Raw genomic sequence first — 22,676 nt, forward strand, 5'->3', positions numbered from 1 at the left:
GGATTCACTGACTTGCCGCCTGCCTGCAACCCGAATTATTTAGGGTCTACACGATCAATTGCTCGGCGCGTTCGCGAAAAACATCCTGGTAGTAGCGCTCGGCGACATCGGGATGCGAACGCAGACGCCCTTTCAGGTAATTCCAGCCCACCTCGCGCAGCAGCGGGTTTTGCGGGTCGCTATCCGGTCCGAGGGCTTCGCGGGCCAGCTCGTCGGGCAGCGTGTAGACGGGGACCACGGCATCCAGCTGGGCGCCGAGGAAGAAAGCGATCGACAGCCGCTGCTGGTCGGCAGGCGGCGAAACGACCCGGTGCACCGTTGCCCGCAGATAGCCGTTGGTTGCCAGCTCCAGCAGCTCGCCGATATTCACCACAAAGCTGCCCGCCAGCGGGGTCGCGTCAATCCAGCGGTCAGGGGAGACTTCGACCTGCAATCCTTTCTGCTCATCCTGCAGCAGGAAGCTGAGGAAGCCGGAGTCCTTATGCGCGCCAACGCCCTGGGCGCTCTGTGTCTCCTGCTGGCCGGGATAGCGGATCAGCTTGATATGTTCATTGGGCTTATCGCCATACAGGCCATCGAAGGCATCCAGCGGCAGGCGCAGCGCTTCGGCGAAGGCGCGCAGCAGGGTGATCCCAACCTGGGTCATTTCCCGTTGCCAGGTCAGTAATGTGGGTTTGAGCGAGGGCAACGCCTCTGGCCAGAGATTCGGCCCCTGCAGGCGCTGCCAGCGCGGCGCGCGTTCGCTAAGCTGCAGGGCCGGGCGCTCGGCGCCGATATCGAACTGCTCGCGCCAGTCGGGTTGACCGCGGGTTAATTCAGAAGCGGCGCGGTTGTAGCCGCGAAAATGCGGAGAGTGAATCATTGCCACCCTCTGTTTTTGATCGTCGGGCAGGGCAAAAAAGGCGCGGGATTGCTGCTGCACGGCCTGCTGCAGCGACTCATCGACGCCGTGGTTGATCAGATAAAAGAAACCGATATCGCGGGCGGCGTGGCGCAGGTCGGCGAGAAACGCCGCTTTTTCAGCGGGGTCCGCGTAGCGGGCCAGATCCAGTATCGGTAAGGTTGTCGCGTTCATTGTGTTCTCCGAAGGCGGTATTCAGGTGTTTTCGTCGATTCAGATTCAGGGTTCGGGGACAACAACAGCGCATGATCGATTCCTCAGTCGGGTGGTTGAAGCCAGCTTGCCTTAAGCGAAAATAATCAACCAATAACGTTCTTTTCTAATTTATGACCGTGGAGGGTTCTGTGCTTTTGCGAATTTTGGATAAGGGGGAGGCGGGGCTGTTGCGATTGGCGTCGGGAGCCAGTATGGTGAGCGAAATTTTTAATTCAGGTAAAGAGACGCAATGCAGCACCCAAACGATCCTCTGCACGGCATCACGCTGGAAGCGCTGTTAAACGCGCTGGTCGCGCGATATGGCTGGGCCGAACTGGCGAAACGCATCAACATCAACTGCTTTAAAAGCGAGCCGAGTATTAAGTCGAGCCTGAAGTTTTTACGCCGCACGCCGTGGGCGCGTAAAGAAGTGGAAGCGTTGTATATCGATTCGTTGTCCGATACCGATACGGCAAGAGCGGAAGCGCCGGCGAATAATCCGTGGGCACACTGGCAGAAAAAGTAGGGCGCGCAGCGGATAATTCCGCGCGCGCCCCGGGCTGTGTGTTACTGAAGATTGCCTGCGGTCAGGCTCTCTTTATCAAAGGCATGGCTGACATCAATATGATTCTGATGCACGGACGTGTCGATATTCGAACCTGCCTCCGGACGCGCAAAGCTATTCTCTGCGGCCATCGCCCCGGACGAAAGTGTAGCGGCTAACAGCAGTGCGGTGACTACGCCGATATTTTTCATATTCTGTTCCTTATTTCATCGTGTTGTCGCTGTCGCCTGTGTCTTCCGGCGGCCCGGCAATGTTTCAAATTTTATTTCGTCAGTTCTGCGGTCATATGGACGCGGTTATTGAACTGAGCGCTGGTGATTTTGTAAGAGGCGCCTTGCTCTGCGGCCTGAGCGGCAATTTTGGCTTCTGCGCGGTCCAGTGTGGAAGCGCTGGCGCTGATGCTCTGCGCAAACGTACCGAAAGAGATCATAGAGAGTGCGGCAACTGCAACGAAAGTTTTGATGGATTTCATGGTCGTATTCCTTAAGCGTTTTGTCAGTGTTGGAGCGTTTTTGCCCCGATGTGATAAATAATAGGCCGACGACGCGATGATTAAAATCGAAACAATTTGCTCTCATTATTCAATAAATTTGAATGAAGTATCGGTTACCGCAATCCTGTTTTGCAAATAAGGTTTGATTACAATCAAGCCTCATTGTCATAACAAATATATAAAAAGTTATTTTTTGACTTTCGATAGATGATTTTCTTGTTTGCTATCATCTGAACGGCGGCAATATAGTTTTTGTACAGCAATAAATGCCGATGTGCGGCAAATAATCATTATTCACGAATATCTCATTATGATAACGCTCAATAAGATCAGTAAAAGCTTCTCCGGTGAAAGAGTGCTAAAAGAGGTATCGCTCAGCATTCATTCCGGCGAGATTATTTGCATTATTGGCCCCAGCGGCTCGGGGAAAACCACGCTATTACGTACGCTTAATTTCTTAGAGCCTGCCGATAGCGGGCAAATAAGAATAGATGATGTGGCGCTGGATTGCGCAAAAGCGGGAAAAAAGGAGATTGAAAAACTACGGTCAAAAACCGCTATGGTTTTTCAATCGTGGAATCTTTTTCATAACCTCACCGCACTGCAAAATATTACCGAAGGATTGATATACGCTAAAAAACGCCCGCGGCAGGAGGCGCTGGCTATTGCTGAACGACTCTTAAAGCAGGTGGGGTTGCTGCATAAAAAAGACCACTATCCGCACAGTCTCTCCGGCGGCCAAAAGCAGCGTATCGGTATTGCGCGGGCGCTGGCCATTAACCCCGCCGTTCTGCTGCTGGATGAACCGACCTCAGCCCTGGATCCGGAAAAAGTCGGTGAAGTGCTGGAGCTTATTCAGACCATTGCTGCCGCGGGCCAGACGATGATCATCGTGACCCACGAAATGGCGTTCGCCCGTCAGGTCGCTTCCCGGGTGGTATTTATGGAAAACGGCGAAATCGTTGAACAGGGCCCGGCGGAACAGATATTTGGCGCGGCGCAGCAGGGCCGAACCCGGGCGTTTCTTGCACAACTGCACTATCATGCCTGAGGCTGATGATGAACAATAACCCACTGTTTAGCTGGCCGGATATCGCCGGAATAGTGCCGAAGCTGCTGGAAAATTTACCCGTGACCCTCGGTATAACGCTGGCGTCGCTGCTGCTTGGTTTAACGATCGCGCTGCTGATTGTGCTGCTGCAGTTTAGCCGCTTTAGGCCGCTCAGCGCGGCGGCAAATGGGTATACCGACATTCTGCGCGGCGCGCCTCTGGCGCTGCTGATCCTGCTGTTTTTCTTCGGCGGCAAATTAATTTTGACCGCGCTGGCGCTGCCGCCGCTGTGGATTAGCGATACCACCTTTGCGGTGCTGTCTATTTCGGTCAGCATCAGTCCCTACTTTGCAGAAATGATGCGTTCAGCGTGGCGCGCGGTGGATAGTGGCCAGAAAGAGGCCATTATCAGCCTGAATATTCCCTGGCATCAGGGAATACGGCGGATTATTTTCCCCCAGGGGCTTATTATTGCTATTCCCGTCTTTGGCAATCTTTTAATTAATCTCGTAAAAATGACCTCGCTGGTCAATATTATTGGTATTGTGGATGTTTTTGGACGGGCACAAAAGATTTCGCAAAATAGCTACGGGGCGAAACAAGTCGCGGCATTTATTAGCGTGATTATCGTCTACTGGGTGCTGAATAGTATTATTCTCTATTTTACCACTCGTATTGAAAAGAAATATCAGTTCCTGCTGGAGTGATAAATTAACATGTTTAGCCTGGCGTTCATTCGCGACAATTTTACGTTTATTTTAAGCGCGCTGCCGGTCACCCTGACGATAACGTTATTATCCTTACTGTTTTCCACTTTGCTGGGCGCAGCGCTGGCGTGGGCGATTATTCGTCAGGTACCCGGCGTTCAATGGCTGGCGAGGGTATTCCTCTCCTTTGGCCGTTCGGTCCCGGTCCTGGTGATGCTGTATTTCTTTTTTTACGTCTGGCCGTGGATTGCCGCCGGGCTGTTCGACGGCCCGCAGGACACGATGTACCGCTATAAACTCTCGCCGCTGGCGGCGGCGGTCACCGCGCTGTCGCTGATCTTCAGCGCTTATTTCGCCGAAACCTTTCGCGCGGGATGGAATGCGGTTGATAAGGGGCAGCGCGAGGCCGCATGGTCAATCGGGCTAAGCGGATTCACGCAGTTCCGACGCATTATTTTTCCACAGGCGGCGGTATCCGCGCTGCCGAACTTTACCAGCGTGCTGATCGATCTGATTAAAGACACCTCGCTGGTTTACACCATCACCGTTGTTGATCTGATGGCGAAAGCCAATATCGCCGCCGCGCGCGGGTTTCATTTTGTCGAAGCCTACTGCGTCGTGCTGGTGATTTATATCGTGCTGTGCCTGGCGATTGCCAGAGCATTGCGCAGTGCAGAAAGGTTTCTGAGCGCCCGCTGGCAAGGAAACGCAGAAAAGAGTGTTTCACGGTTATCATTTTGGGGAAGGTATTTTGAAAAATAAAATTTTACTGGTGAGTGCGCTGGCGTTGGCAATGGGAATGAACGCCGCGCAGGCGGTTGAAAAAAGCGCAAACGCGAAAACGGTTGAGGTTGTCGTCAATGCTAACGGCTTTCCCTTTAGCTTTGTTGACGATAACAACAATATTACCGGTTACGATGGCGACCTGTTAAAGGTGCTGGACCAGCGTTTAACCGACTATACGTTTCATTTTAATGCGGTCTCGCGCGATGCGATGATCGTCGGCCTATCGACCGGCGCCTATACCCTCGCGGCGGATCACTTTTATCTCACCAAAGAGCGGGCGGAAAAATACGACCACTCCGGCGAGCCGACAGGGATCAGCGATTTGCGCCTGATTGTGCGTAACGATGAGAACGATATACATAATCTCGGCGATCTCGCCAGCGGGAAGAAAAAGCTGGTGCCGATTCATACCTCCGACGCCCGTTATACGGTGATTGAAAACTACAATAAAAAACATCCAGGCCAACAAATTAACCTGCAGCCCAACGGCGAGCAGTCCGCCGCCGATATCTTTAAAGCGGTAGCTTCCGGGGAATACGATGCGGCGATTTACCCCATTGGCGCGCTGCTGGCGTTAAATAAGGCGCTAAATCTTAATCTGAAAGCGTCGGATTCCGTCGGCCTGTTTCCTAACGTCTATTTGTATAAAAAAAATACCGATCCGCAGCTAATCAAAGCGATTGACGCGCAGCTGGTTGCCCTGAAAAAGGACGGCACGCTCGCTGAGCTCTCGCGGAAATGGTACGCCGAAGATGTGTATGCCCTGCCGGGCGCCAGCGACGTGAAAGTGAATACCGACTGGGAATAAGCGCATGACGCAAATAAGCTCGGAACCGGCGCATAACGCCGCCACCTTAAACGATGAGGTGACCCTGGCGCTGCGCGCCATTACTGAAAAACGCGCGGCAACGATCGGTTACCTGTTGGACGAAAGCCGACAACGCCATATCGCGGATGGTTCTGTCCGTGAAGCAATACGCCGCTATGGCCGCGATATCGGGCATAAGCTGCGCGCGCAAATGCGCGATCGAAAAGATTTGCAGGAGTTTGCCGGGCTGTTTACCTGCGGTCTGGAATCTCAGGTTTATGAGATGGAGACCGTTAGCGCCAGCCGGGCCGAATTTATCGTCCTGTTTCACTACTGTCCCTATGTCAACTGCTGGCGGCAGCAGGGGCGAGGCGCCAGCGAAATTGAGACGCTGTGCGATATCTGCATGGAAGGCGATCGTGCGCTAACCGACGCGTTTCCGGGGCTGCATTTAGAGGTGCAGACCGCGCTGGCTCGCGGCGATGCCGCCTGTCGGCTGCGTTTTTATCAGGCAGAGGAGCGGGAGGGCGAATGGCAACCTTAACGTGGGACCACGCGGTCCAGTTTGTTAATCAGCCGGAAGCGGCGATTCAGGCGCTGAGCGGGCAAAAGCTCAACGCGGTGGCCGGTGGGCGCCACCCGGGCTGGGGGACCAGGAATGCGCTGAGCTATTTCGGCCTGACCTATATCGAATTTCTGGCGATTGCCGATGATGCAGAGCTGCTTTCCGCCGCGGAGACGTTTTTACTCTCCCGGGATGCGTCGCGGCTGCTGCCGGATAATGAAGCGCTGTATCGGGTGGCGCTGCGTAGCGACGATATTGAGCGCACGCATGCGGAGTTGCACGAGCAGGGCCTGCGGGTTTCGCCGATCGTCAACGGCCAGCGCGACGATCCGCAGGGCAACGTTATCCGCTGGCGGATCTTCACCATTGACGGCGATTTTGACGGCCTGGTCTATCCCTTTATTCTGCAATGGGGGGAAGAGGATGACGCCCGGTTGAGCCGCCTGCAGGCACAGGGTCTCGCTGCGCCGCATCCTCTGGGGGAGATTGAACTGCAGCGCGCGGTTTTCACGGTTCAGCATCCTCAGGCGGTGCGCGACCGCTGGCAGCTGCTGTTTGGCTTTGCCCCGCAAGGCGAGCAGGGGCTGGCGGTGGGCGGTCGAGAGTTTCTTTTCCGTCAGGGCGCGGCGAACCAACTGACTGAACTAGTGTTTCGCGTTGCTGACCCGGCGCTCAAAGGCCGACGCTTTCGCGTTGGCAACGGCGAATATCTTTTTGAATAAGGAGTAAGACTCATGACCAGGGTCCATTTTATTGGCGCCGGACAGATGGCGGAGGCGATTATTCGCGCGTCATTAAGCCACGGTGCGCTGCGGGCGGACGCGATCTCGCTGGAGGATATCGACAGCGCGCGAGTCGAGGCTCTGCGCGCCCGTTATCGGCTGTCGGGCGACGGTGGCGTAAACGAGGCCTCTTTGCTGGTGCTGGGGATCCGTCCGCAGGACGATCTGGCGGGGGTGGCGAACCGCGTGCGCCCGCAGCTAAACGGCTCGACGACAGTGGTTTCTCTGATCGCGGGGGTGACCCTGGAAAAGCTGGCCTCCCTGTTTGGTGCGGCAACGCCGATTGCCAGGGCGATCCCCAATACCCTGACCGATACCGGATTTGGCTATAGCGGCGTGACCTTAAACCCCCACGCCAGCGCGGCTGAGATCGAGCCGTTTCTGCGCGGCTTTGGCAAAGTGCTGTATCTGCCTGAGCGGTTGATCGATATCTTTACCGGCTTTGGCGTCGCGGGCCCTAACTATATTTACTACTTTATTGAGTCCCTTACCGATGCCGGCGTACTGGCGGGGCTGCCGCGGCCCCAGGCAACGGAGGTGGTGCTGGAAAACCTGCTCGGCGCGGTCGAGATGCTGCGCCAAAGCCAGAAGCATCCGCGCCAGCTTCTGGATATCAACAACTCCCCGGCGGGCGTCGGGATCCACGGTCTGTATGAGCTGAACAACAGCGATTTTGCCGCTGGGCTTCAGCGCAGCGTACTGGCGGCGGTCAGGCGCACCCGTGAACTGGGACAGTGCTAAAATCCTTCTTCCCGCGACAGATCGCGCAGCGCGCCCGGCGCCTTTCCGATAATGCGTTTAAAGGCGCGGCTGAAGGCGGCATGAGAACTGTACCCCAGCCTGAAGGCCACTTTTTCCAGCGCCTGACCCTCATGGGAAATGTACTGCACCGCGAGGCGCATACGCAGCTCGGTAAGATAGCGGGCGGGCGTGGTGCCGGTGGCGGAGAGGAAGCGTTCAGCAAATACCGAACGCGAAATTCCCGCCTCGCGGGCCAGATCCTCGACTTTCCAGTTAATGCCCGGCTGCTGATGCATCACGTAAATGGCTTTAGCCAGCTTAGGATCGCGCAGCACCTGTACCCAGCCGGTGGCGTTGCCGCAGCCGCACTCCACCCAGCCGCGGACAATCAGCGCGGCGACCACATCGGCCAGCCGCGCCAGAATGCCGGCGTAGCCCGCCTGTCGAGTGAGGCTTTCGCGTTCCATGGCCGCCAGCATCGGCGGGATCTCCGGACGGCTGGTCAGCAGGCTGCTGACCAGCATCACTTCGGGCATCGCTTTGACCAGCGGCTGCATACCGCCCAGCTCAAAGTCCATACAGGCGCTGAAGATAATAGCGCTGTCGCTTTTCGCGTCGTCGCAGGCGTTTTTGACGCAGCTTACCGAGTCGCAAACCGGTTCGCTGGGCAGTCTGGACACGTTAACCACCGTTGCCTGGTCATCGGAGAGCAGCACGTGACCATCGCCGTTCGGAATAAACAGTGCATCGCCGCTCTGCAGCATCAGGCGCTGGCCGCTGACCATGCGCAGCAGTACCGGTCCCCGGCTGATAAAGTGGAACTGCGCTTTACCGGGCACGAAGCCGAATTCGACGCCAAAAGGGCGGGAGGTTTCGATGCGGCGATAGTTGACGCCGGAAAGGCGCATGCCGCGCAGAAGTTCGCTGGTGAGATCGAGGGCGTGCTGAGTCATAACATCATTCCCGGACGAATTATCAATAATCAAGGAGTATGCATCATAGATCGTCCGAACAGAACCGCCTAACCTTAACGAAATGTTAATTGTTCTGGAGAGATGTTTATGAGTTCCTGCATTGCAGCTGAAGAGAGCCAGGCCAACGCCAGGCCCGCGTGGCGCGCCGTCTATGCGCTGGCGCTGGGGGTGTTTGGCCTGATTGTCGCCGAGTTTCTTCCTGCCAGTTTGTTAACGCCGATGGCGGCAAGCCTGGGCGTTAGCGAAGGTATGGCGGGGCAGGCGGTCACCGCGACGGCGCTGGTGGCGTTAGTTACCGGGCTGCTGATCACCACCGCGACGCGAAATATTGACCGCCGCTGGGTGCTGATGTTCTTCTCCGTTTTGCAAATTATCTCCAGCATGATGGTGGCCTTCGCCGGTTCGCTGGAGTTTTTGCTGCTTGGGCGCCTGCTGCTGGGGATCGCCATCGGCGGCTTCTGGTCGATGTCGACCGCGACCACCATGCGTCTGGTTCCGGCGGCGATGGTGCCGAAAGCGCTGGCGATTATCTTTTCCGCCGTTTCCATCGCGACGGTGGTTGCCGCGCCGCTGGGCAGCTATTTCGGCGCGCTGATCGGCTGGCGCAACGTATTTCTTATCTGTGCGCTGCCGAGTGTGGTTGCGCTGCTCTGGCAGCTGTGGGTTCTTCCTTCCATGCGTCCGGAGAGCGTCGGCAGCTTCGCTACCCTGTTTAAGGTGCTGCGTCGGCCAGGTATGATTGGCGGCATGCTCGCGACAATCCTGATTTTCAGCGGCCACTTCGCCTTCTTTACCTATCTGCGTCCGTTCCTCGAAACCGTGGCGCAGGCCAGCGTCGAAGGGGTTTCTCTGATCCTGCTCGGTTTTGGGGTAGCGAACTTTATCGGCACCTCGATTGCCGGACATCTGTTAGCCCGAAGCCTGCGCCTGACGCTGGCGCTGGTGCCGCTGGCAATGAGCGTGCTGGCGCTGATGATGGTAACGTTCGGCCACGTCGCGCTGCTGGACGGTCTGCTGGTGGCGATGTGGGGCTTTGCTTTTGGTCTGGTGCCGGTGGGCTGGTCGACCTGGCTTGCCACCACGGTGCCGGATGAAGCTGAAAGCGCGGGCGGCCTGCTGGTGGCGTCTATTCAGCTGGCGATTAGCGCCGGTGCGGCTGGCGGCGGTGCGGTATTCGATCTCAACGGCGCGAGCGGCGTTTTTGTCGGCAGCGGCGTGCTGCTGGTCAGCGCCATGGTGATTGTGCTGTTTGCGGTAAGAGTCAAGCCAGTCGTGAGCGAGGAGTAGGGCCTTTCAGGGCTACAGCACCGCAGATTGTCGGTAACCCGTAGCCCGGGTAAGGCGTTTACGCCGCAACCCGGGGAATATGCCGTGACGTGGCATTGTTGCGGCTTCTTCCCGGCTTGAGCTGCGCTTAGCCGGGCTACAGGGCCACATATTGCTGGTAACCCGTAGCCCGGGTAAGGCGTTTACGCCGCAACCCGGGGAATATGCCGTGACGGGGTATTGCTGTGGCTTCTTCCCGGCTTGCGCTGCGCTTAGCCGGGCTACCGGGCCGCAGATTGCTGGTAACCCGTAGCCCGGGTAAGGCGTTTACGCCGCAACCCGGGGAATATGCCGTGACGTGGTATTGCTGTGGCTTCTTCCCGGCTTGCGCTGCGCCTGCCCGGGCTACAGGGCCGCAGATTGCTGTTAACCCGTAGCCCGGGTAAGGCGTTTACGCCGCAACCCGGGGAATATGCCGTGACGGGGTATTGCTGCGGTTTTTTCCCGGCTTGCGCTGCGCTTAGCCGGGCTACCGGGCCGCAGATTGCTGGTAACCCGTAGCCCGGGTAAGGCGTTTACGCCGCAACCCGGGGAATATGCCGTGACGTGGTATTGCTGCGGCTTTTTCCCGGCTCGCGCTGCGCTTAGCCGGGCTACCGGGCCGCAGATTGTCGGGAGCCCGTAGCCCGTAGCCCGGGTAAGGCGTTTACGCCGCAACCCGGGGAATATGCCGTGACGGGGTATTGCTGTGGCTTCTTCCCGGCTTGCGCTGCGCTTAGCCGGGCTACCGGGCCGCAGATTGCTGGTAACCCGTAGCCCGGGTAAGGCGTTTACGCTGCAACCCGGGGAATATGCCGTGACGTGGTATTGCTGCGGTTTTTTCCCGGCTTGCGCTGCGCTTAGCCGTGCTACAGAGTTGCAGATTGCTGGTAACCGTAGCCCGGACAGATGCGCAGCATCGCCTCCGGGGAGGGTGTTAACTCTCGTCGATATCGTCGAGCAGATGCTGAATCAGTAGCGGAATCGGCCGGCCGGAAGCGACGCTTTTACCGCCTTCGCGCCACAGCGCCGTGCCGCTGACGTCGAGATGGGCCCAGGGGATCTCCGGCGGGCAAAAATGGTGCAAAAGCCAGGCGGCGGAGGCGCTGATGGCCGCATTATTGCCGGGCGTATTGCACAGGTCGGCGATTGTGCTTTCGGTCTGCTTCTTCAGCCTGCTATCCAGCGGCAGCGACCAGACCTCATCCCCGCTTTTTATTCCTGCCCGGGTTAACCCCGCCCGCAGCGCGTCGCTTTGCGTCATCAAGCCGCTCAAATCGTAACCCAGCGCCTTAACCACCGCGCCGGTAAGGGTCGCAATATCAATAATATAGTGCGCCTGCGGATGTCGCTGGCTCGCCCAGGCAATGGCATCGGAAAGCACCAGTCGGCCTTCAGCGTCGGTATTATTGATCTCTACCGTCAGGCCATTACAGGCCCGGGCGACGCTGCCCGGCTGCATGGCGGCGGGGCCAATCGCGTTTTCCGCCAGCGCCAGTACGCCCATTGCCCGCACCGGTAGCGCCAGCTCGGCGATGCTCAGCATCAGGCCAAGGACGTTGGCCGCGCCGCACATATCGTACTTCATGGTGTACATCCCGGCGCCTTCCTTGAGCCACAGTCCGCCGGTATCAAAGGTGACGCCTTTACCGACGTAGCAGCGAACCGGGCCCTCGCTGACGCCATCATAATGAATCGCCAGCAGGCGCGGCGGGCGTTCAGCGCCTTTACCCACCGCATGCAGCAGGCCGAGCCCTTGTTCGACGATCGCTTTTTCATCCAGAACTTCGCAGCGCAGCGTGCGGATATCCGCGCACAGACGCCGGGCTTCTTCCACCACGTACTGCGGGGTACACTGCTCCGCAGGCAGATCCGCCAGCCGCCGCGCGGCGAGCATGCCATGCGCCGTGGCCCGTTGACGATGGGCGAGGATGTCCAGCGCCGACCGCTGTTCGGGTAAGGCGTAGAGGGCGAGCTGGCGCAGGCGTGGCCTGGCGGCTTTCACCTGATGCAGGCCCAAATCATCAAGCTGCCAGTCGAGGTTAAACAGTTCGCGCAGCGCTTTGGTTAACGCGCCGCTGCTCTCTTCCAGCGAAGCGTCGAGGATAAGCGTTTCGCTCACCGGCTTTTTGCATAGCGGCCGCAGCGCCTCGGCCAGGCCATCGTTCAGCGTATCCCTCCACAGGGGGAGCGGAATGAGGGTGATGCGGGCGAAGGGGGAGCAGCCGAAGCGGGTATCCGCCACCTCGCCGCGGGCGGCCTGTTCCACCATTTCCGCGAGCAGCGGAACGGCATTGAGCGGGGCCTGGGCCAGCAGTGTGCTGCCGGGCCAGGTCACCAGATGCGCGCCGGTGCAGGCGCTATCCAGTTGATTAATCAGACGATAATCCAGCATGGCTTACTCCTCGATGGGGGCGCGAATGCGTGCGGCATAGGCCTGCATCCATTCGTCGTCCACCGGCCGGTAATGGGTTTTCTCCCGAACGCGCTCGGCGCAGAACACGGTCAGCGGCTGCGTCGCGCTGGCGACGACAAAGGAGAAGGTTTTGATATTGGTGGCGGCGCCGAATTCGCCGCGCCGGTTCATGCACACCACCGAAAGGTCGCCCGCGCGGCCAAAGCGCGACATCAGTTTGTCTTCCAGCTCGCAGACCACCGAGTCCGCCGCCTGCTGCGGCGTCATTCCCTGGGCCATTCGCCGGACGATTTCGTAGCTGGTGCAGCCTTTCATCAGATCTTCACCGACGCCGGTCGCCGTGGCGGCGCCGGTCTCGCTATCGCAGTAGAAACCGGAGCCGATAATCGGCGAATCGCCCAGCCGTCCGCGCTTTTTCATAAACAGGCCGCTGGTGGAGGTGGCAACGCTCATGGATCCCTGTTTATCAAGGCCAATAATGCCCACGGTATCATGGCCGTCGTAAGGACTGAGGCCTTTATCCAGCGTTTCGCGACAGCGCTTCCGGTAATGCTGCATTGCGCGTTCGGTCAGCATCGCTTTGGCGGCGAATCCTTGGCTTATGGCCCACTCTCTGGCGCCCTGGCCGACCAGCAGACTGTTGTAGCGCTGGCGGCTCAGGGCGTGGGCGACTTTCACCGGGTTGGCAATATCCACCAGATTACCGACCGCGCCGAAGGCCAGGGTATCGCCATGCATAAAGGCGGCATCCAGTTCGACCTCGCCGTTTTCCGTCGGCAGGCCGCCGTAGCCCACCGATTTGTACAGCGGAAAATCTTCTACCGCCGCCACCGCATTGACCACGGCGCTGGCGGTATCAGCGCCGGATGCCAGCGCCGCCGCGGCTTCGGTTACGCCTTCCAGCGCCATTCGCCAGGTGGCAATCATTCCCCACATTGGTTTACTCCTGTTTTGCAAGCGTGTTGTCCGTTTCAGCACGGGCGGTGACTTCCGCCGCGCGATACTGCTTATCGACGATGCGCATGAAGGGCAGGTACAGCATGGCGCCAATCAGCAAATTGAGGATCTGCATCACGCTGCCGCTAAGATGCCCGGTGACGATAAAACCGCTGATCACCGGAGGCAGCGTCCAGGGGATAAAGACGCCGGTGGTGACGGCCACCGCGCCGATCTTCATCGCCGCGTACTGCACCGTGACCAGCACCAGCGGCACGAGGTTAAACGGAATCAGCATGATCGGGTTCATGATCACCGGCAGGCCGAAGAGGATAGGCTCATTGATATTAAAAATGGAGGCGCCGGCGCCGAGGCGGGCAACTTCGCGCATATTTTTGCTGCGGGCGAAAATCAGCATCGCTATCACCAGCGACAGCGTTGCGCCCGCGCCGCCCATCCAGATCATATCGAAGAACTGCTCGGTGATAATGTGCGGCGGGGTGACGCCGGCCTGGATAGCGGCGATGTTGTCGGTCTGATTTTCCATCCACAGCGGACGAATGATGCCGTTGATCATCGAACCGGAGTTAATGCCGACCGACCACAGAATGGTAATGCTGAAAACGGTCATCAGCGCGCCGAAGTAGGAGGTACCGTAATGGCGTACCGGCGAGGCGACGACCTCATAAATAAACTGGTGGATGGTGGCGTAGTGCGTGTGCGCAAACCCGATGCGAATCGCCAGGATCAGAATCATCACCAGCAGCGCCGGGATCAGCGCGGCGAAAGACTCCTGCACGGCGGGCGGAACGCCGTCCGGCATCTTAATCACCAGCTTTTTGCGTTTTAGCCAGCAGAAGAGTTCGGTCCACAGCAGCGAACCGATCATGGCGACGAATAAACCTTTGGTGCCGATCCACTCCACGGGGATCACCGTGATGCCGCCGTTTTCTGCGACCTTAATGAACGGCGTGAGGATCAGAAACCCCACCAGCGAGAGGATGCCGCAGGAGATGCGGTCATCGCCGTAGTGCTCCGCCAGACGGTAGGCCACCAGGAAGCTGATAAACAGCGACATTGTGGAAAATACCGCGTTGAACGGGATTTCGATAATTGCGCTCCAGCTCGCGCCGAAGGTGCTGGCCATAAACTGCTGGTAGCTCTGATTGGGGAACGACGAAATCACCAGCAGAATGGAACCGACAATAATAAAAGGCATGAATGAAACGTAGGCGCCGCGAATAGCGCCGAGGTGACGCTGCTGAGCGGTTTTCGCCGCCAGAGGCATCAGTTTGGCTTCAAGAAATCCCAGAACATTGTTCATTGTGAACTCCGTACAAGATCGACAGGGCTGTGTGTGTTATCTATGGCGGATTATGAGAGAAAGCGGTGGGCTGAAAGGTGAAGCGGTTCACATTGTATTCTCTGCAATAATATATATCTCATATGATTAGTTATATTTCCTGTAGAGGATCGTATGGAAATTAAGCTGCACGCTAATGCCACCACCACCCCCAGAACCCGTAAATATCTTCAGGAATCGACGAAAAGCGACCGGGAACTGGCGCAGGAACTGGGGATTTCCATTACTACGGTTCGCCGCTGGCGCAACCGCAGCCAGATTTCCGATAACCACACCACGCCGCATTTGATACACAAAGTACTGAGACAAGAGCAGGAGATCCTCATTAACGCCCTCCGCGATGCGCTGCGCGCCCCGCTGGACGAACTGCTGTTTATGGTGAATGAGGGTCTGGGCATCGCTATTTCCCGCGCCACGCTAAACCGCTATCTGCGTCCGGCCCATGAAGGACGGAAAAATGCCGCGCTGCAGGGGAAAAAAGCGTTAAAGGCGGGAATGCGCGCGGATACCCTGACGCTGCACTATCGCCAGCTGGCGCTGTCGATGGACGACGGCGGTGAACATCATCTGCTCTGGGCGCAGGAGCCGATCAGCGGCTGGTGCTTTGGCCGCATCTATAGCGGGATCTCTCCCGCGCTGGTCGATAGCTGGCTGACCGAGGCGCTGAACGCCTGTCCGGCGCGTATACAATGTCTTGAGATTTATGTTCATAAAGGCTTTCAGCCCGCGCGCGCGGATCTCTCTTGCCGGACGGTGGCGATGGCGGAGCGCGGAGCGGTACAGCTCAGCGAACGATTAGCCGACGTTATTCCGGCGCTGGATGAACCGGACGCGACGCTGCAGCGGCTGTGCGCGCTGTGGAACCGGGGACGGGCGCAAAAAAAGCTAGGCGACACGACGCCCCAGGGCTTTCTTGAGTCGTTGAATCAGAACTAACTGTGGCGTCGGAGGCAGGCACGGCCGCCGCGTTTTGCCCGGGCCCCAGAATCTCTGCGACAGCAAAAGAGAGCGCGTTTTTTGTTGGGCCACGCCAGCGGCCCTGGAGGGTCAACCGTTTCGCAGGCCATCAATCGCGCTGTCGCTCAGCAGCATAACCGTTTTTACGCTGACGCTGATCCTGTCGATAATGGCCTGTCGCGGGCCTTCGCGCCAGGCGGGGCTGCTGTAGAAGTGCGCCTGGGATGCGTTTAAATGCGTCAGGTCCTCATAGGCCCGGATCAGGTAATAAGCGTCGTTGTCATCAACTGAATTGCCGAAGGAGACGATATCCATTCCGGCGGCGCGATGACAGGGGGCGCTTTGTTCCTTCATTATCCGGTGAAACTCGTTCCCGGTCCCCGGTTTAAGGGTGTAAAGCAAAAACTCTACCGTTTTCATCCTGACGTTTCCTGTTCACATTCACTGAGTTTGCTGCAAGAGAGCACTGTCCGGCTATTAGAACAACTCCCCGTGGTTTTGTCGCTTCTCTTTGCCATGAGGGCAGCGCGGGTTGCATTTCTCACTCCTTTTTTGATATGTTATATCATAACATTCAATGGCATTATAAAATATGTGACTATTTACCTTTCTTTTTAAATGATAATCATTATCATCACTACCTGCCGATCAAAAATCAAAAGAGCGCGTGTTTCGCTCATCCACGCTGAAGAGAGAGGGAGCGGCGGCTAATGGAGGAGAGTTTGACAAAGAGTGGAAAAGCCGATGCTCCCGTGCTTAGCGTCAATATCGCATCATTACCGCGGCCCGGCGGCGGGGAAATGCTCTCCGGCATTCATTTCAGCGCCGGTAAAGGAGAGTGTCTGGCCGTCATTGGGCCCAACGGCAGCGGGAAAACCTCTTTATTACGCGCGATAGATTGCCAACTGCCGTCGCGGGAGGGCGACGTTCGGTTATATGGCCGCTCCATTGCCGCATTAACCCGGCAGCAGCGAGCCCGGCAGATCGCGGTGCTTGCGCAGAATGATACCCCCGACCTGCGTCTGGCGCTTGAGGATTATGTCGCCCTCGGGCGGATTCCCCACGCCCGGGATATGTCGCGTCGCGAACACGACATCATCGTAACCCGCGCGATTAACGATACGGGATTGCAGAGGCTGCGCAAGCGACCGCTCTCCGCGTTATCCGGTGGTGAGAGACAACGGGCGGCGCTGGCGCGGGTACTGGCCCAGGCGCCAAAACTGCTGCTGCTGGATGAGCCCACCAACCACCTTGATCCCCACGGCAGAGTGGAGCTGCTGTCATTAGTGAAAAGCCAGGGAATCACGGTCGTTGCGGTATTGCACGATCTTTCCCTGATTGACGCCTTTGCCGATCGGGTTTTGCTTTTATCGCAAGGGCGCGCCGTGGCCTGGGATGTGCCGGAGCGCGTGCTTGTTTCACAACGGCTTTACCCGGTCTTCGGCTTGACCAGCTTTACCGTACCGCATCCCATGACCGGGAAGGCGCTGCGGATTTTTGAGGTGCCAGGCTATGTCTGATAAATTACCGGAGGATAACGCAGCATGAATAAATGGTTTGCAGGGACGATGGCGTTTCTTTTTATTTCAGCGGCGAACGCGGCGGATTTTCCCGTCACGATTGACAGCTGCGGAACGCCGGTGACCTTCACTCAGGCGCCGAAAAGGGCGGTCATCCACGACCTTAATATGTCTGAAATGGCTTTTGCTCTCGGGTTGCAGGACCGCATCGTTGGCTTAACCGGCATTACCGGATGGTACAAAATGACCCCGGAATTTAAACATCAGATGGGATCAATTCCCGAGCTGGCGCCGAAATATCCCTCTCTGGAGACGCTGCTGGCGGCAAATCCTGATTTCTTTTTCGCCGGCTGGAATTACGGCATGAAGGTCGGCGGGGAGGTCACGCCTTCCGTGCTCGAAACATACGGTATCAAAACCTTTGTGCTGAGCGAGAGCTGCGTCTTTACCGCCTCTCAGAAACAAAAAGCGAGTATGGACCTGCTGTATAACGATGAGCTGACGCTGGGTAAGATTTTTGGCAAGCAGCAAGAGGCCCGTACGCTGGTCGACGGCTGGAAAAAAACGCTGAATGCGCTGCCTAAGCCGCCGCAGGGCGTGCAGCCATTAAAGGTGTTTGTCTATGATTCCGGCGAAGATAAGCCCTTTACCAGCGGACGGTACGCCATGCCGACCGCGATTATCGAAGCGGCGGGAGGGAAAAACGTGATGGACGACCTGGAGATGAGCTGGGGGACCACCTCCTGGGAGAGCGTGGCGACGGCGGAACCCGATTTTATTATTCTTCTCGATTATCAGACCGGCAGCGGCGCTGATTCGCTGCGCCGTTTCCTCGAAAATCATCCGTTAATGAAACAGACGCCGGCGGTGAAGCAGCAGCGTTATCTGAAGCTGCAATATGCTGAGTTGACGCCCGGCCCGGCGAATATCAACGCGGCCGAAAAGCTGGCTCATGCGATGTATCCTGCGGCCCACCAATGAGCGGGACTCACTATCGCTACTACTGGGCCGCGTGGGGGGCGCTGCCGTTATTAGCCGGCTTGATGCTGCTCAGCGTGGCTAAAGGCAGCGTGCCGCTGTCGCTTACCCAGGTTCTCGGCGCCTTGCGGCTGCTGGATGTGCCGGTTTCGGAGATGATCGGACGTATTGTCATTGATTTGCGCGTGCCAAGAACGCTGCTGGCGGTGCTGGCGGGCGCGGTGCTGGCCATCGTGGGCGGTCTACTACAGACCACCACGCGCAACGATCTGGCCGATCCTTTTTTATTCGGGCTTTCCTCCGGCGCATCGGCGGGAGCGGTACTGGTGATCACCCGATTCGGTGAGCGGCTTGGCGCGCTGACGCTGCCGGTGTCGGCATTCGTTGGCGGCATCTGCTCGGCGGTGGCGGTGATGCTGCTGTTTCATTTTAAAAAGCAGCGTGGCGCAGAGCACCTGGTGATCTGCGGGTTGGCGATCTCCTTTTTATTCGGCGCGCTGACCAGCTATCTGATTTTCTCGGGCGACCAGCGGGCCGCCAGCTCGGTGCTGTTCTGGTCGCTGGGTGGGCTCGGTCTGGCGCGCTGGGATAATTTGCCCTACGCCCTGTTCAGTCTGCTGCTTCTAGGCGCATTCATACTCCTGCGCTGGCGCTCCCTGGATGGCTTACTGGCCGGTGAGCAGACCGCGCAGTCGCTGGGCATTAACGTTACCCGCCTGCGAATGGAGGTGTTTTTCTGCTGCGCGTTAGCAACGTCGCTGCTGGTGGCCCTGACCGGGGTGATTGGCTTTATCGGCCTGATGGTGCCGCATATGTGCCGCTATTTTTCTGGCGTAAAACATCTGCTGCTGCTTCCTTTATGCGGCCTGTGGGGCGCGGTGCTACTGTGCGGCGGTGATATCGTCAGCAGGACGCTGCTGGCTCCGCAGGAGCTGCCTATCGGAATCATTACGGCCGGCATCGGTGGTCTCTTCATTATTATTTTGCTGGCCAGAAACCGTTCATAAACTGAGTCGCGCCGGGTCGCTGCCTGGCGCAGACTTAAACGAAGGGCAAACAAATGCCCGGAAGTCAGCGCGCGCATGCGCTTCGGTTCATGCGCAATTCCCTCATTGGTAGTTTTATCTTTTGATAAATTAATTTTTTCAATGTTATTAGTTAATTATCATCTCTGTCGTAGAGTGATATGCTGCTAATCTCTCTTTAACCGATGCATCGTAAGAAAAATCCTAAAGTAAGCGTGGGGATGAGCGCTGTCTCCGGGCCAGTGAAAATCCCATGGTTTACATTTCGCAGGGATTTTTCTGAAATTCACTCGTCTGGACAATAAATATTAAACAAACTTATAATTCACCCACTTCACTCATGGGTATATCCCCATGGCGCCTATTATACGCATTTCTATAAAGGATGATTGCACTTTCATGAGGGAAAGGAATGTTAACTATTTTCAGCCATAATCATTTTTTTAAGAAAGCCATGCGTCTGAAAATAAACGACATAAAAGCGGTCAGAAAGGCGAATCTGGTCGATTTGTGCTTAACAAAGTACGCATCCAGCAGCTACGCGCAGTTCCATTTTTTGATAAACAGCTTTGAAATGAAAAAGAATTTTGTTTGTTTCCGGGTTGAAGGTAATATTATTTGTTTGATAAACAAAAGGCGCACCGCACATATCGCCAGTATTATCGCCAGAGTGACTGATGGCATCCCCGTGGGAGAGGACATCACGTTAACAGAGAGAGAATTTCAGTATATTTTTATTATGAAATTTACCGTACTGGCAAAAGATTACCCGGAGCTGCTCGGCATTTCGCCCAAGGCCTACAGCAGCTATAAAAGAAGATTAATTGAGAAGTTCGGCTTTAACTCATTTCATGCGCTACTGGCGCTGTCTAATTATTTACACGCTTTTTCGCTGCTCGATAAATTTACGCCGGATTAATTGCTGCACCTGCATGCGTGACTATACCTTTATCTTCGCACTCTCATCTTATTTTTCCGCCTGCCACGACTGTTAAGGAGCGCACTCACAAAGTGTCTCTTTTTCATGTCATCTATCCCATGTCTTACCTAAAAGGGCGAGCGGGGGACAACCGAACCCCACCACGATCTGTTCTCGACATTTCTGGCGCTTTGGGACCGCGGCATCAGCGTCTATAATCCGCCCAGCGATGTGTTCCGCGAGCGGCGAAGCTAATCGTCTGTTGAAAATAGCATTAAGCCTTACGACAACCTGATTGCCGTAAGCTGCCCAACTACAATAAAGGCTTATATGAAACAAATGACGTTGAGTGACCTTCGGCAACAAAGCGAACAGGCTGCAGTTTCGCCTCGCCTACGTGCCCATCGTAATTTCCACCCTGACTTAAGCGATCCGGTGCAACGCCTGGCCGTCGCTATGGAGCCGGGTACCTATGTTCGGCCTCACCGCCACCCGCACACTTTTGAACTGCTGACATCCCTTAGCGGACGTTTTGTGGTGTTGACCTTTGATGATGCTGGCAACGTGACCGAGCGCGTGGTGTTAGGCGAAGAGTGTAAGGTGCTGGAGATGGCGGCGGGTACCTGGCATGCCGTACTGTCGATGGATAAAGGCGGCGTAATTTTTGAGGTTAAATACGGGGGTTACCAGCCGGTTTCTGAGCAAGACGCGGCCCCGTGGGCGCCAGCTGAAAACGCGCCGGGAACCGCCGAGCTAATGAAGTGGTACGCCCGGGCGCAAGTGGGTGATGGCGGTTTTACCCTGTAATCCAGGCATTGCGCGGGGAGCAGCCCGCGCCAGCTTCCTTTTACCCCCGATACAGATAAGCCGTTCCCGGCGCGTCAGCGGCTTATCAAACTGGTGACAAGCTCCTGGCTCTATTTATTCATAGTTAAACCTATCCCCTGAAATAGGGCTGACGATATCCCTTGCACGGAAGTGTTAAACACATCTTAAACCACTATGCTATAATTTTTACGGTTTTTGTAAAGAATCTTCAATAAAGAAACGTGGTCATTTCGGCACTATAATTTATCTGCGGGGAAGGATCGGAATATACTCATTAATAGCCAGTCATGGGAATCAATGCCTTTATGAATAAGCATTAATGATTGGTTTTTTAAATTATAACTTATTGATTTTTATTGTTTTTAACAAATTGCAATCTTTAATTTATCTAATCATTAGAATTTCCTTATGGTAATTTATCTATTTTAGTCAAACCTTCTGTATCTCTGGGTTGCGTAAGGCTTGATTCAGAATATTTGCCAACGCAAGCAGTGAATGATTGATGTACATCAATTAACAACCGCTGTTGTCGTCACAGTTATGGTATTTGGTCTAAAAAACTGGAACTTTTAATTTCAAGTCTCTTTGCGAATTATCGCATAATAGCCTCGCTCAGAAGGCATCTGAGATTTGATATTTTATTAATAGTTAGGGACGAAATAATATGAAATTAAAATTACTAACAGTGGCCGTCTCTACACTTCTTGCTGCAGGAACCGTGCAGGCAGCTGAAGTGTATAACAAGGACGGAAACAAACTCGACCTCTACGGGAAAGTGACCGGCCTGCATTATTTCTCCAGCGATAAGTCCGAGGATGGCGATCAGACCTATGCCCGTCTGGGCTTCAAGGGGGAAACCCAGATCAACGACCAACTGATTGGCTACGGCCAGTGGGAATATAACTTCAGCGCCAATAACGTTGAAGGCGACAACTCCGGCGACAAAACGCGTCTCGCGTTTGCCGGCCTCAAGTTTGGCGAATTTGGCTCTCTGGACTACGGCCGTAACTACGGCGTCGCCTATGATATCGGCGCCTGGACCGATATGCTGCCGGAGTTTGGCGGCGATACCTGGACCCAGACCGATGTCTTCGCCACCGCGCGTACCACCGGCGTTGCCACCTACCGTAACAGCGGTTTCTTCGGCCTGGTTGACGGCCTGAACGTCGCCGTACAGTACCAGGGCAAAGAAGAGGGCAACAGTCGCGATCTGGCGAAACAGCATGGCGACGGCTGGGGTCTGGCCTCGACCTATGAGTACGAAGGATTTGGCGTAGGCGCGGCCTACGCGGCATCCGATCGCACCGATGCGCAGGTCAGGGAAGGGCGCGTGAATCCTGACTTCTACGCCCGTGGCGAAAAAGCGGAAGTGTGGGCGGCCGGTCTGAAGTACGATGCTAATAACATCTATCTGGCAACCACCTATGCTGAAACCCGCAACATGACGAAGTTTGGTAAAGGCTATATCGCCAATACCGCGCAGAACTTTGAAGTGGTTGCTCAGTATCAGTTCGATTTCGGCCTGCGTCCGTCCATCGCCTACCTGAAATCAAAAGGCAAAGATCTGGGCCGCTACGGCGACCAGGATCTGGTTGAATACGTTGATGTCGGCGCGACTTACTACTTCAATAAAAACATGTCTACCTATGTGGACTATAAAATCAACCTGCTGGATGACACCAGGTTCACCAAAGATGCCAGCATCAGCACCGATAACATCGTTGCCGTGGGCATAACCTACCAGTTCTAAGACAACGCCTTTTATTGAACCATGCCTGCCAGCTTACCCTCCTGGCAGGCATTTTTTATACTTGAACGCAGGGCGAGACGAAAAAGCCCGACGCCGTTTCCCGCGCCGGGC

Annotated in this window: 24 protein-coding genes; 16 read left to right on the forward strand and 8 right to left on the reverse strand. The window is 56.2% G+C overall.

The features are described from left to right. Window positions 1-46 precede the first annotated feature (46 nt). Entirely contained in the window at window positions 47-1,075 is a 1,029-nt protein-coding gene (locus JLG71_RS13260; protein ID WP_004851112.1) for an isopenicillin N synthase family dioxygenase, read from the reverse strand. 271 nt (window positions 1,076-1,346) lie between these two features. Here JLG71_RS13260 and JLG71_RS13265 point away from each other — a divergent pair, with 271 nt between their 5' ends. After that, window positions 1,347-1,622 (forward strand): VF530 family protein, encoded by a 276-nt coding sequence (locus JLG71_RS13265; protein ID WP_109240395.1) that lies wholly within the window; start codon window positions 1,347-1,349, stop codon window positions 1,620-1,622. Window positions 1,623-1,663: 41 nt separating this feature from the next. Here the strand turns inward: JLG71_RS13265 and JLG71_RS13270 are convergent, their stop codons facing one another. Further along, window positions 1,664-1,852, reverse strand: a complete 189-nt coding sequence (locus JLG71_RS13270) for a hypothetical protein (protein ID WP_004134116.1) — start codon at window positions 1,850-1,852, stop codon at window positions 1,664-1,666. 71 nt (window positions 1,853-1,923) lie between these two features. Continuing rightward, window positions 1,924-2,133: a YdgH/BhsA/McbA-like domain containing protein gene (locus tag JLG71_RS13275; RefSeq protein WP_004102265.1), complete on the reverse strand. Its 210-nt coding sequence runs from the start codon at window positions 2,131-2,133 to the stop codon at window positions 1,924-1,926. 331 nt (window positions 2,134-2,464) lie between these two features. On the opposite strand from JLG71_RS13275, the gene JLG71_RS13280 reads away from it, so the two are divergent. Genes JLG71_RS13280 through JLG71_RS13310 form a run of 7 tightly spaced genes read left to right on the forward strand, consistent with a single transcriptional unit; the run spans window position 2,465 to window position 7,594 of the window. After that, window positions 2,465-3,205 carry an amino acid ABC transporter ATP-binding protein gene (locus JLG71_RS13280; protein ID WP_004102264.1) on the forward strand — a complete coding sequence of 247 codons (741 nt, stop codon included), beginning with the start codon at window positions 2,465-2,467 and terminating at the stop codon, window positions 3,203-3,205. Window positions 3,206-3,213: 8 nt separating this feature from the next. Then, window positions 3,214-3,912, forward strand: a complete 699-nt coding sequence (locus JLG71_RS13285; protein ID WP_032749050.1) for an ABC transporter permease subunit — start codon at window positions 3,214-3,216, stop codon at window positions 3,910-3,912. Between the two features lie 9 nt (window positions 3,913-3,921). Continuing rightward, window positions 3,922-4,674, forward strand: a complete 753-nt coding sequence (locus JLG71_RS13290) for an amino acid ABC transporter permease (RefSeq protein ID WP_185220127.1) — start codon at window positions 3,922-3,924, stop codon at window positions 4,672-4,674. Then, complete coding sequence (locus JLG71_RS13295; protein WP_014229459.1) at window positions 4,664-5,506, forward strand: transporter substrate-binding domain-containing protein; 843 nt, start codon at window positions 4,664-4,666, stop codon at window positions 5,504-5,506. The genes JLG71_RS13290 and JLG71_RS13295 overlap by 11 nt, the downstream gene beginning before the upstream one ends. 4 nt (window positions 5,507-5,510) lie before the next feature. Next, on the forward strand, window positions 5,511-6,050 hold the full coding sequence (locus tag JLG71_RS13300; RefSeq protein ID WP_200914276.1) for an L-2-amino-thiazoline-4-carboxylic acid hydrolase: 540 nt from the start codon (window positions 5,511-5,513) through the stop codon (window positions 6,048-6,050). Further along, window positions 6,038-6,793: a VOC family protein gene (locus JLG71_RS13305; RefSeq protein ID WP_032694934.1), complete on the forward strand. Its 756-nt coding sequence runs from the start codon at window positions 6,038-6,040 to the stop codon at window positions 6,791-6,793. The genes JLG71_RS13300 and JLG71_RS13305 overlap by 13 nt, the downstream gene beginning before the upstream one ends. A 12-nt stretch (window positions 6,794-6,805) precedes the next feature. Beyond that, a complete protein-coding gene (locus JLG71_RS13310; RefSeq protein ID WP_080528093.1) occupies window positions 6,806-7,594 on the forward strand; it encodes a pyrroline-5-carboxylate reductase family protein in 789 nt (262 codons plus the stop codon). Here the strand turns inward: JLG71_RS13310 and JLG71_RS13315 are convergent. Further along, on the reverse strand, window positions 7,591-8,547 hold the full coding sequence (locus tag JLG71_RS13315) for an AraC family transcriptional regulator (protein ID WP_004851102.1): 957 nt from the start codon (window positions 8,545-8,547) through the stop codon (window positions 7,591-7,593). The two genes, JLG71_RS13310 and JLG71_RS13315, sit on opposite strands and share 4 nt — an antisense overlap. 108 nt (window positions 8,548-8,655) lie before the next feature. Between JLG71_RS13315 and JLG71_RS13320 the strand changes: the two genes are divergently transcribed. Beyond that, window positions 8,656-9,855: an MFS transporter gene (locus JLG71_RS13320; protein WP_014838552.1), complete on the forward strand. Its 1,200-nt coding sequence runs from the start codon at window positions 8,656-8,658 to the stop codon at window positions 9,853-9,855. Window positions 9,856-10,810: 955 nt separating this feature from the next. Here JLG71_RS13320 and JLG71_RS13325 read toward each other — a convergent pair. Genes JLG71_RS13325 through celB form a run of 3 tightly spaced genes read right to left on the reverse strand, consistent with a single transcriptional unit; the run spans window position 10,811 to window position 14,549 of the window. Next, window positions 10,811-12,268 carry a leucyl aminopeptidase family protein gene (locus JLG71_RS13325; protein ID WP_109240389.1) on the reverse strand — a complete coding sequence of 486 codons (1,458 nt, stop codon included), beginning with the start codon at window positions 12,266-12,268 and terminating at the stop codon, window positions 10,811-10,813. A 3-nt stretch (window positions 12,269-12,271) separates the two neighbouring features. Beyond that, window positions 12,272-13,225, reverse strand: a complete 954-nt coding sequence (locus JLG71_RS13330) for a N(4)-(beta-N-acetylglucosaminyl)-L-asparaginase (protein WP_009652191.1) — start codon at window positions 13,223-13,225, stop codon at window positions 12,272-12,274. Between the two features lie 4 nt (window positions 13,226-13,229). Further along, on the reverse strand, window positions 13,230-14,549 hold the full coding sequence (celB, locus tag JLG71_RS13335) for a PTS cellobiose transporter subunit IIC (protein WP_004851095.1): 1,320 nt from the start codon (window positions 14,547-14,549) through the stop codon (window positions 13,230-13,232). A gap of 153 nt (window positions 14,550-14,702) precedes the next feature. Here celB and JLG71_RS13340 point away from each other — a divergent pair, with 153 nt between their 5' ends. Beyond that, a complete protein-coding gene (locus JLG71_RS13340; RefSeq protein ID WP_025106263.1) occupies window positions 14,703-15,524 on the forward strand; it encodes a hypothetical protein in 822 nt (273 codons plus the stop codon). A 111-nt stretch (window positions 15,525-15,635) separates the two neighbouring features. Here JLG71_RS13340 and JLG71_RS13345 read toward each other — a convergent pair whose 3' ends face one another. Next, window positions 15,636-15,965: an NIPSNAP family protein gene (locus JLG71_RS13345; protein WP_004851091.1), complete on the reverse strand. Its 330-nt coding sequence runs from the start codon at window positions 15,963-15,965 to the stop codon at window positions 15,636-15,638. A 290-nt stretch (window positions 15,966-16,255) separates the two neighbouring features. Here JLG71_RS13345 and JLG71_RS13350 point away from each other — a divergent pair, with 290 nt between their 5' ends. The 6 genes from JLG71_RS13350 (at window position 16,256) to ompC (ending at window position 22,565) form a co-directional block, all read left to right on the forward strand. After that, window positions 16,256-17,065 carry an ABC transporter ATP-binding protein gene (locus JLG71_RS13350; RefSeq protein ID WP_109240388.1) on the forward strand — a complete coding sequence of 270 codons (810 nt, stop codon included), beginning with the start codon at window positions 16,256-16,258 and terminating at the stop codon, window positions 17,063-17,065. A 24-nt stretch (window positions 17,066-17,089) separates the two neighbouring features. After that, window positions 17,090-18,046, forward strand: coding sequence for an ABC transporter substrate-binding protein (locus JLG71_RS13355; RefSeq protein ID WP_109240387.1), 957 nt, complete (start codon window positions 17,090-17,092; stop codon window positions 18,044-18,046). After that, complete coding sequence (locus JLG71_RS13360) at window positions 18,043-19,050, forward strand: FecCD family ABC transporter permease (protein ID WP_049079373.1); 1,008 nt, start codon at window positions 18,043-18,045, stop codon at window positions 19,048-19,050. Before JLG71_RS13355 ends, JLG71_RS13360 begins: the two co-directional genes overlap by 4 nt. Window positions 19,051-19,480: 430 nt before the next feature. Continuing rightward, a complete protein-coding gene (locus JLG71_RS13365) occupies window positions 19,481-19,987 on the forward strand; it encodes a helix-turn-helix domain-containing protein (RefSeq protein WP_048252274.1) in 507 nt (168 codons plus the stop codon). A 330-nt stretch (window positions 19,988-20,317) separates the two neighbouring features. Continuing rightward, complete coding sequence (locus tag JLG71_RS13370) at window positions 20,318-20,794, forward strand: WbuC family cupin fold metalloprotein (RefSeq protein ID WP_064374660.1); 477 nt, start codon at window positions 20,318-20,320, stop codon at window positions 20,792-20,794. A gap of 685 nt (window positions 20,795-21,479) precedes the next feature. Then, a complete protein-coding gene (gene ompC / locus JLG71_RS13375) occupies window positions 21,480-22,565 on the forward strand; it encodes a porin OmpC (RefSeq protein WP_064374661.1) in 1,086 nt (361 codons plus the stop codon). Window positions 22,566-22,676: the final 111 nt, after the last annotated feature.

The sequence above is a fragment of the Klebsiella michiganensis genome (genome assembly GCF_015139575.1).
GTDB lineage: Bacteria > Pseudomonadota > Gammaproteobacteria > Enterobacterales > Enterobacteriaceae > Klebsiella > Klebsiella michiganensis.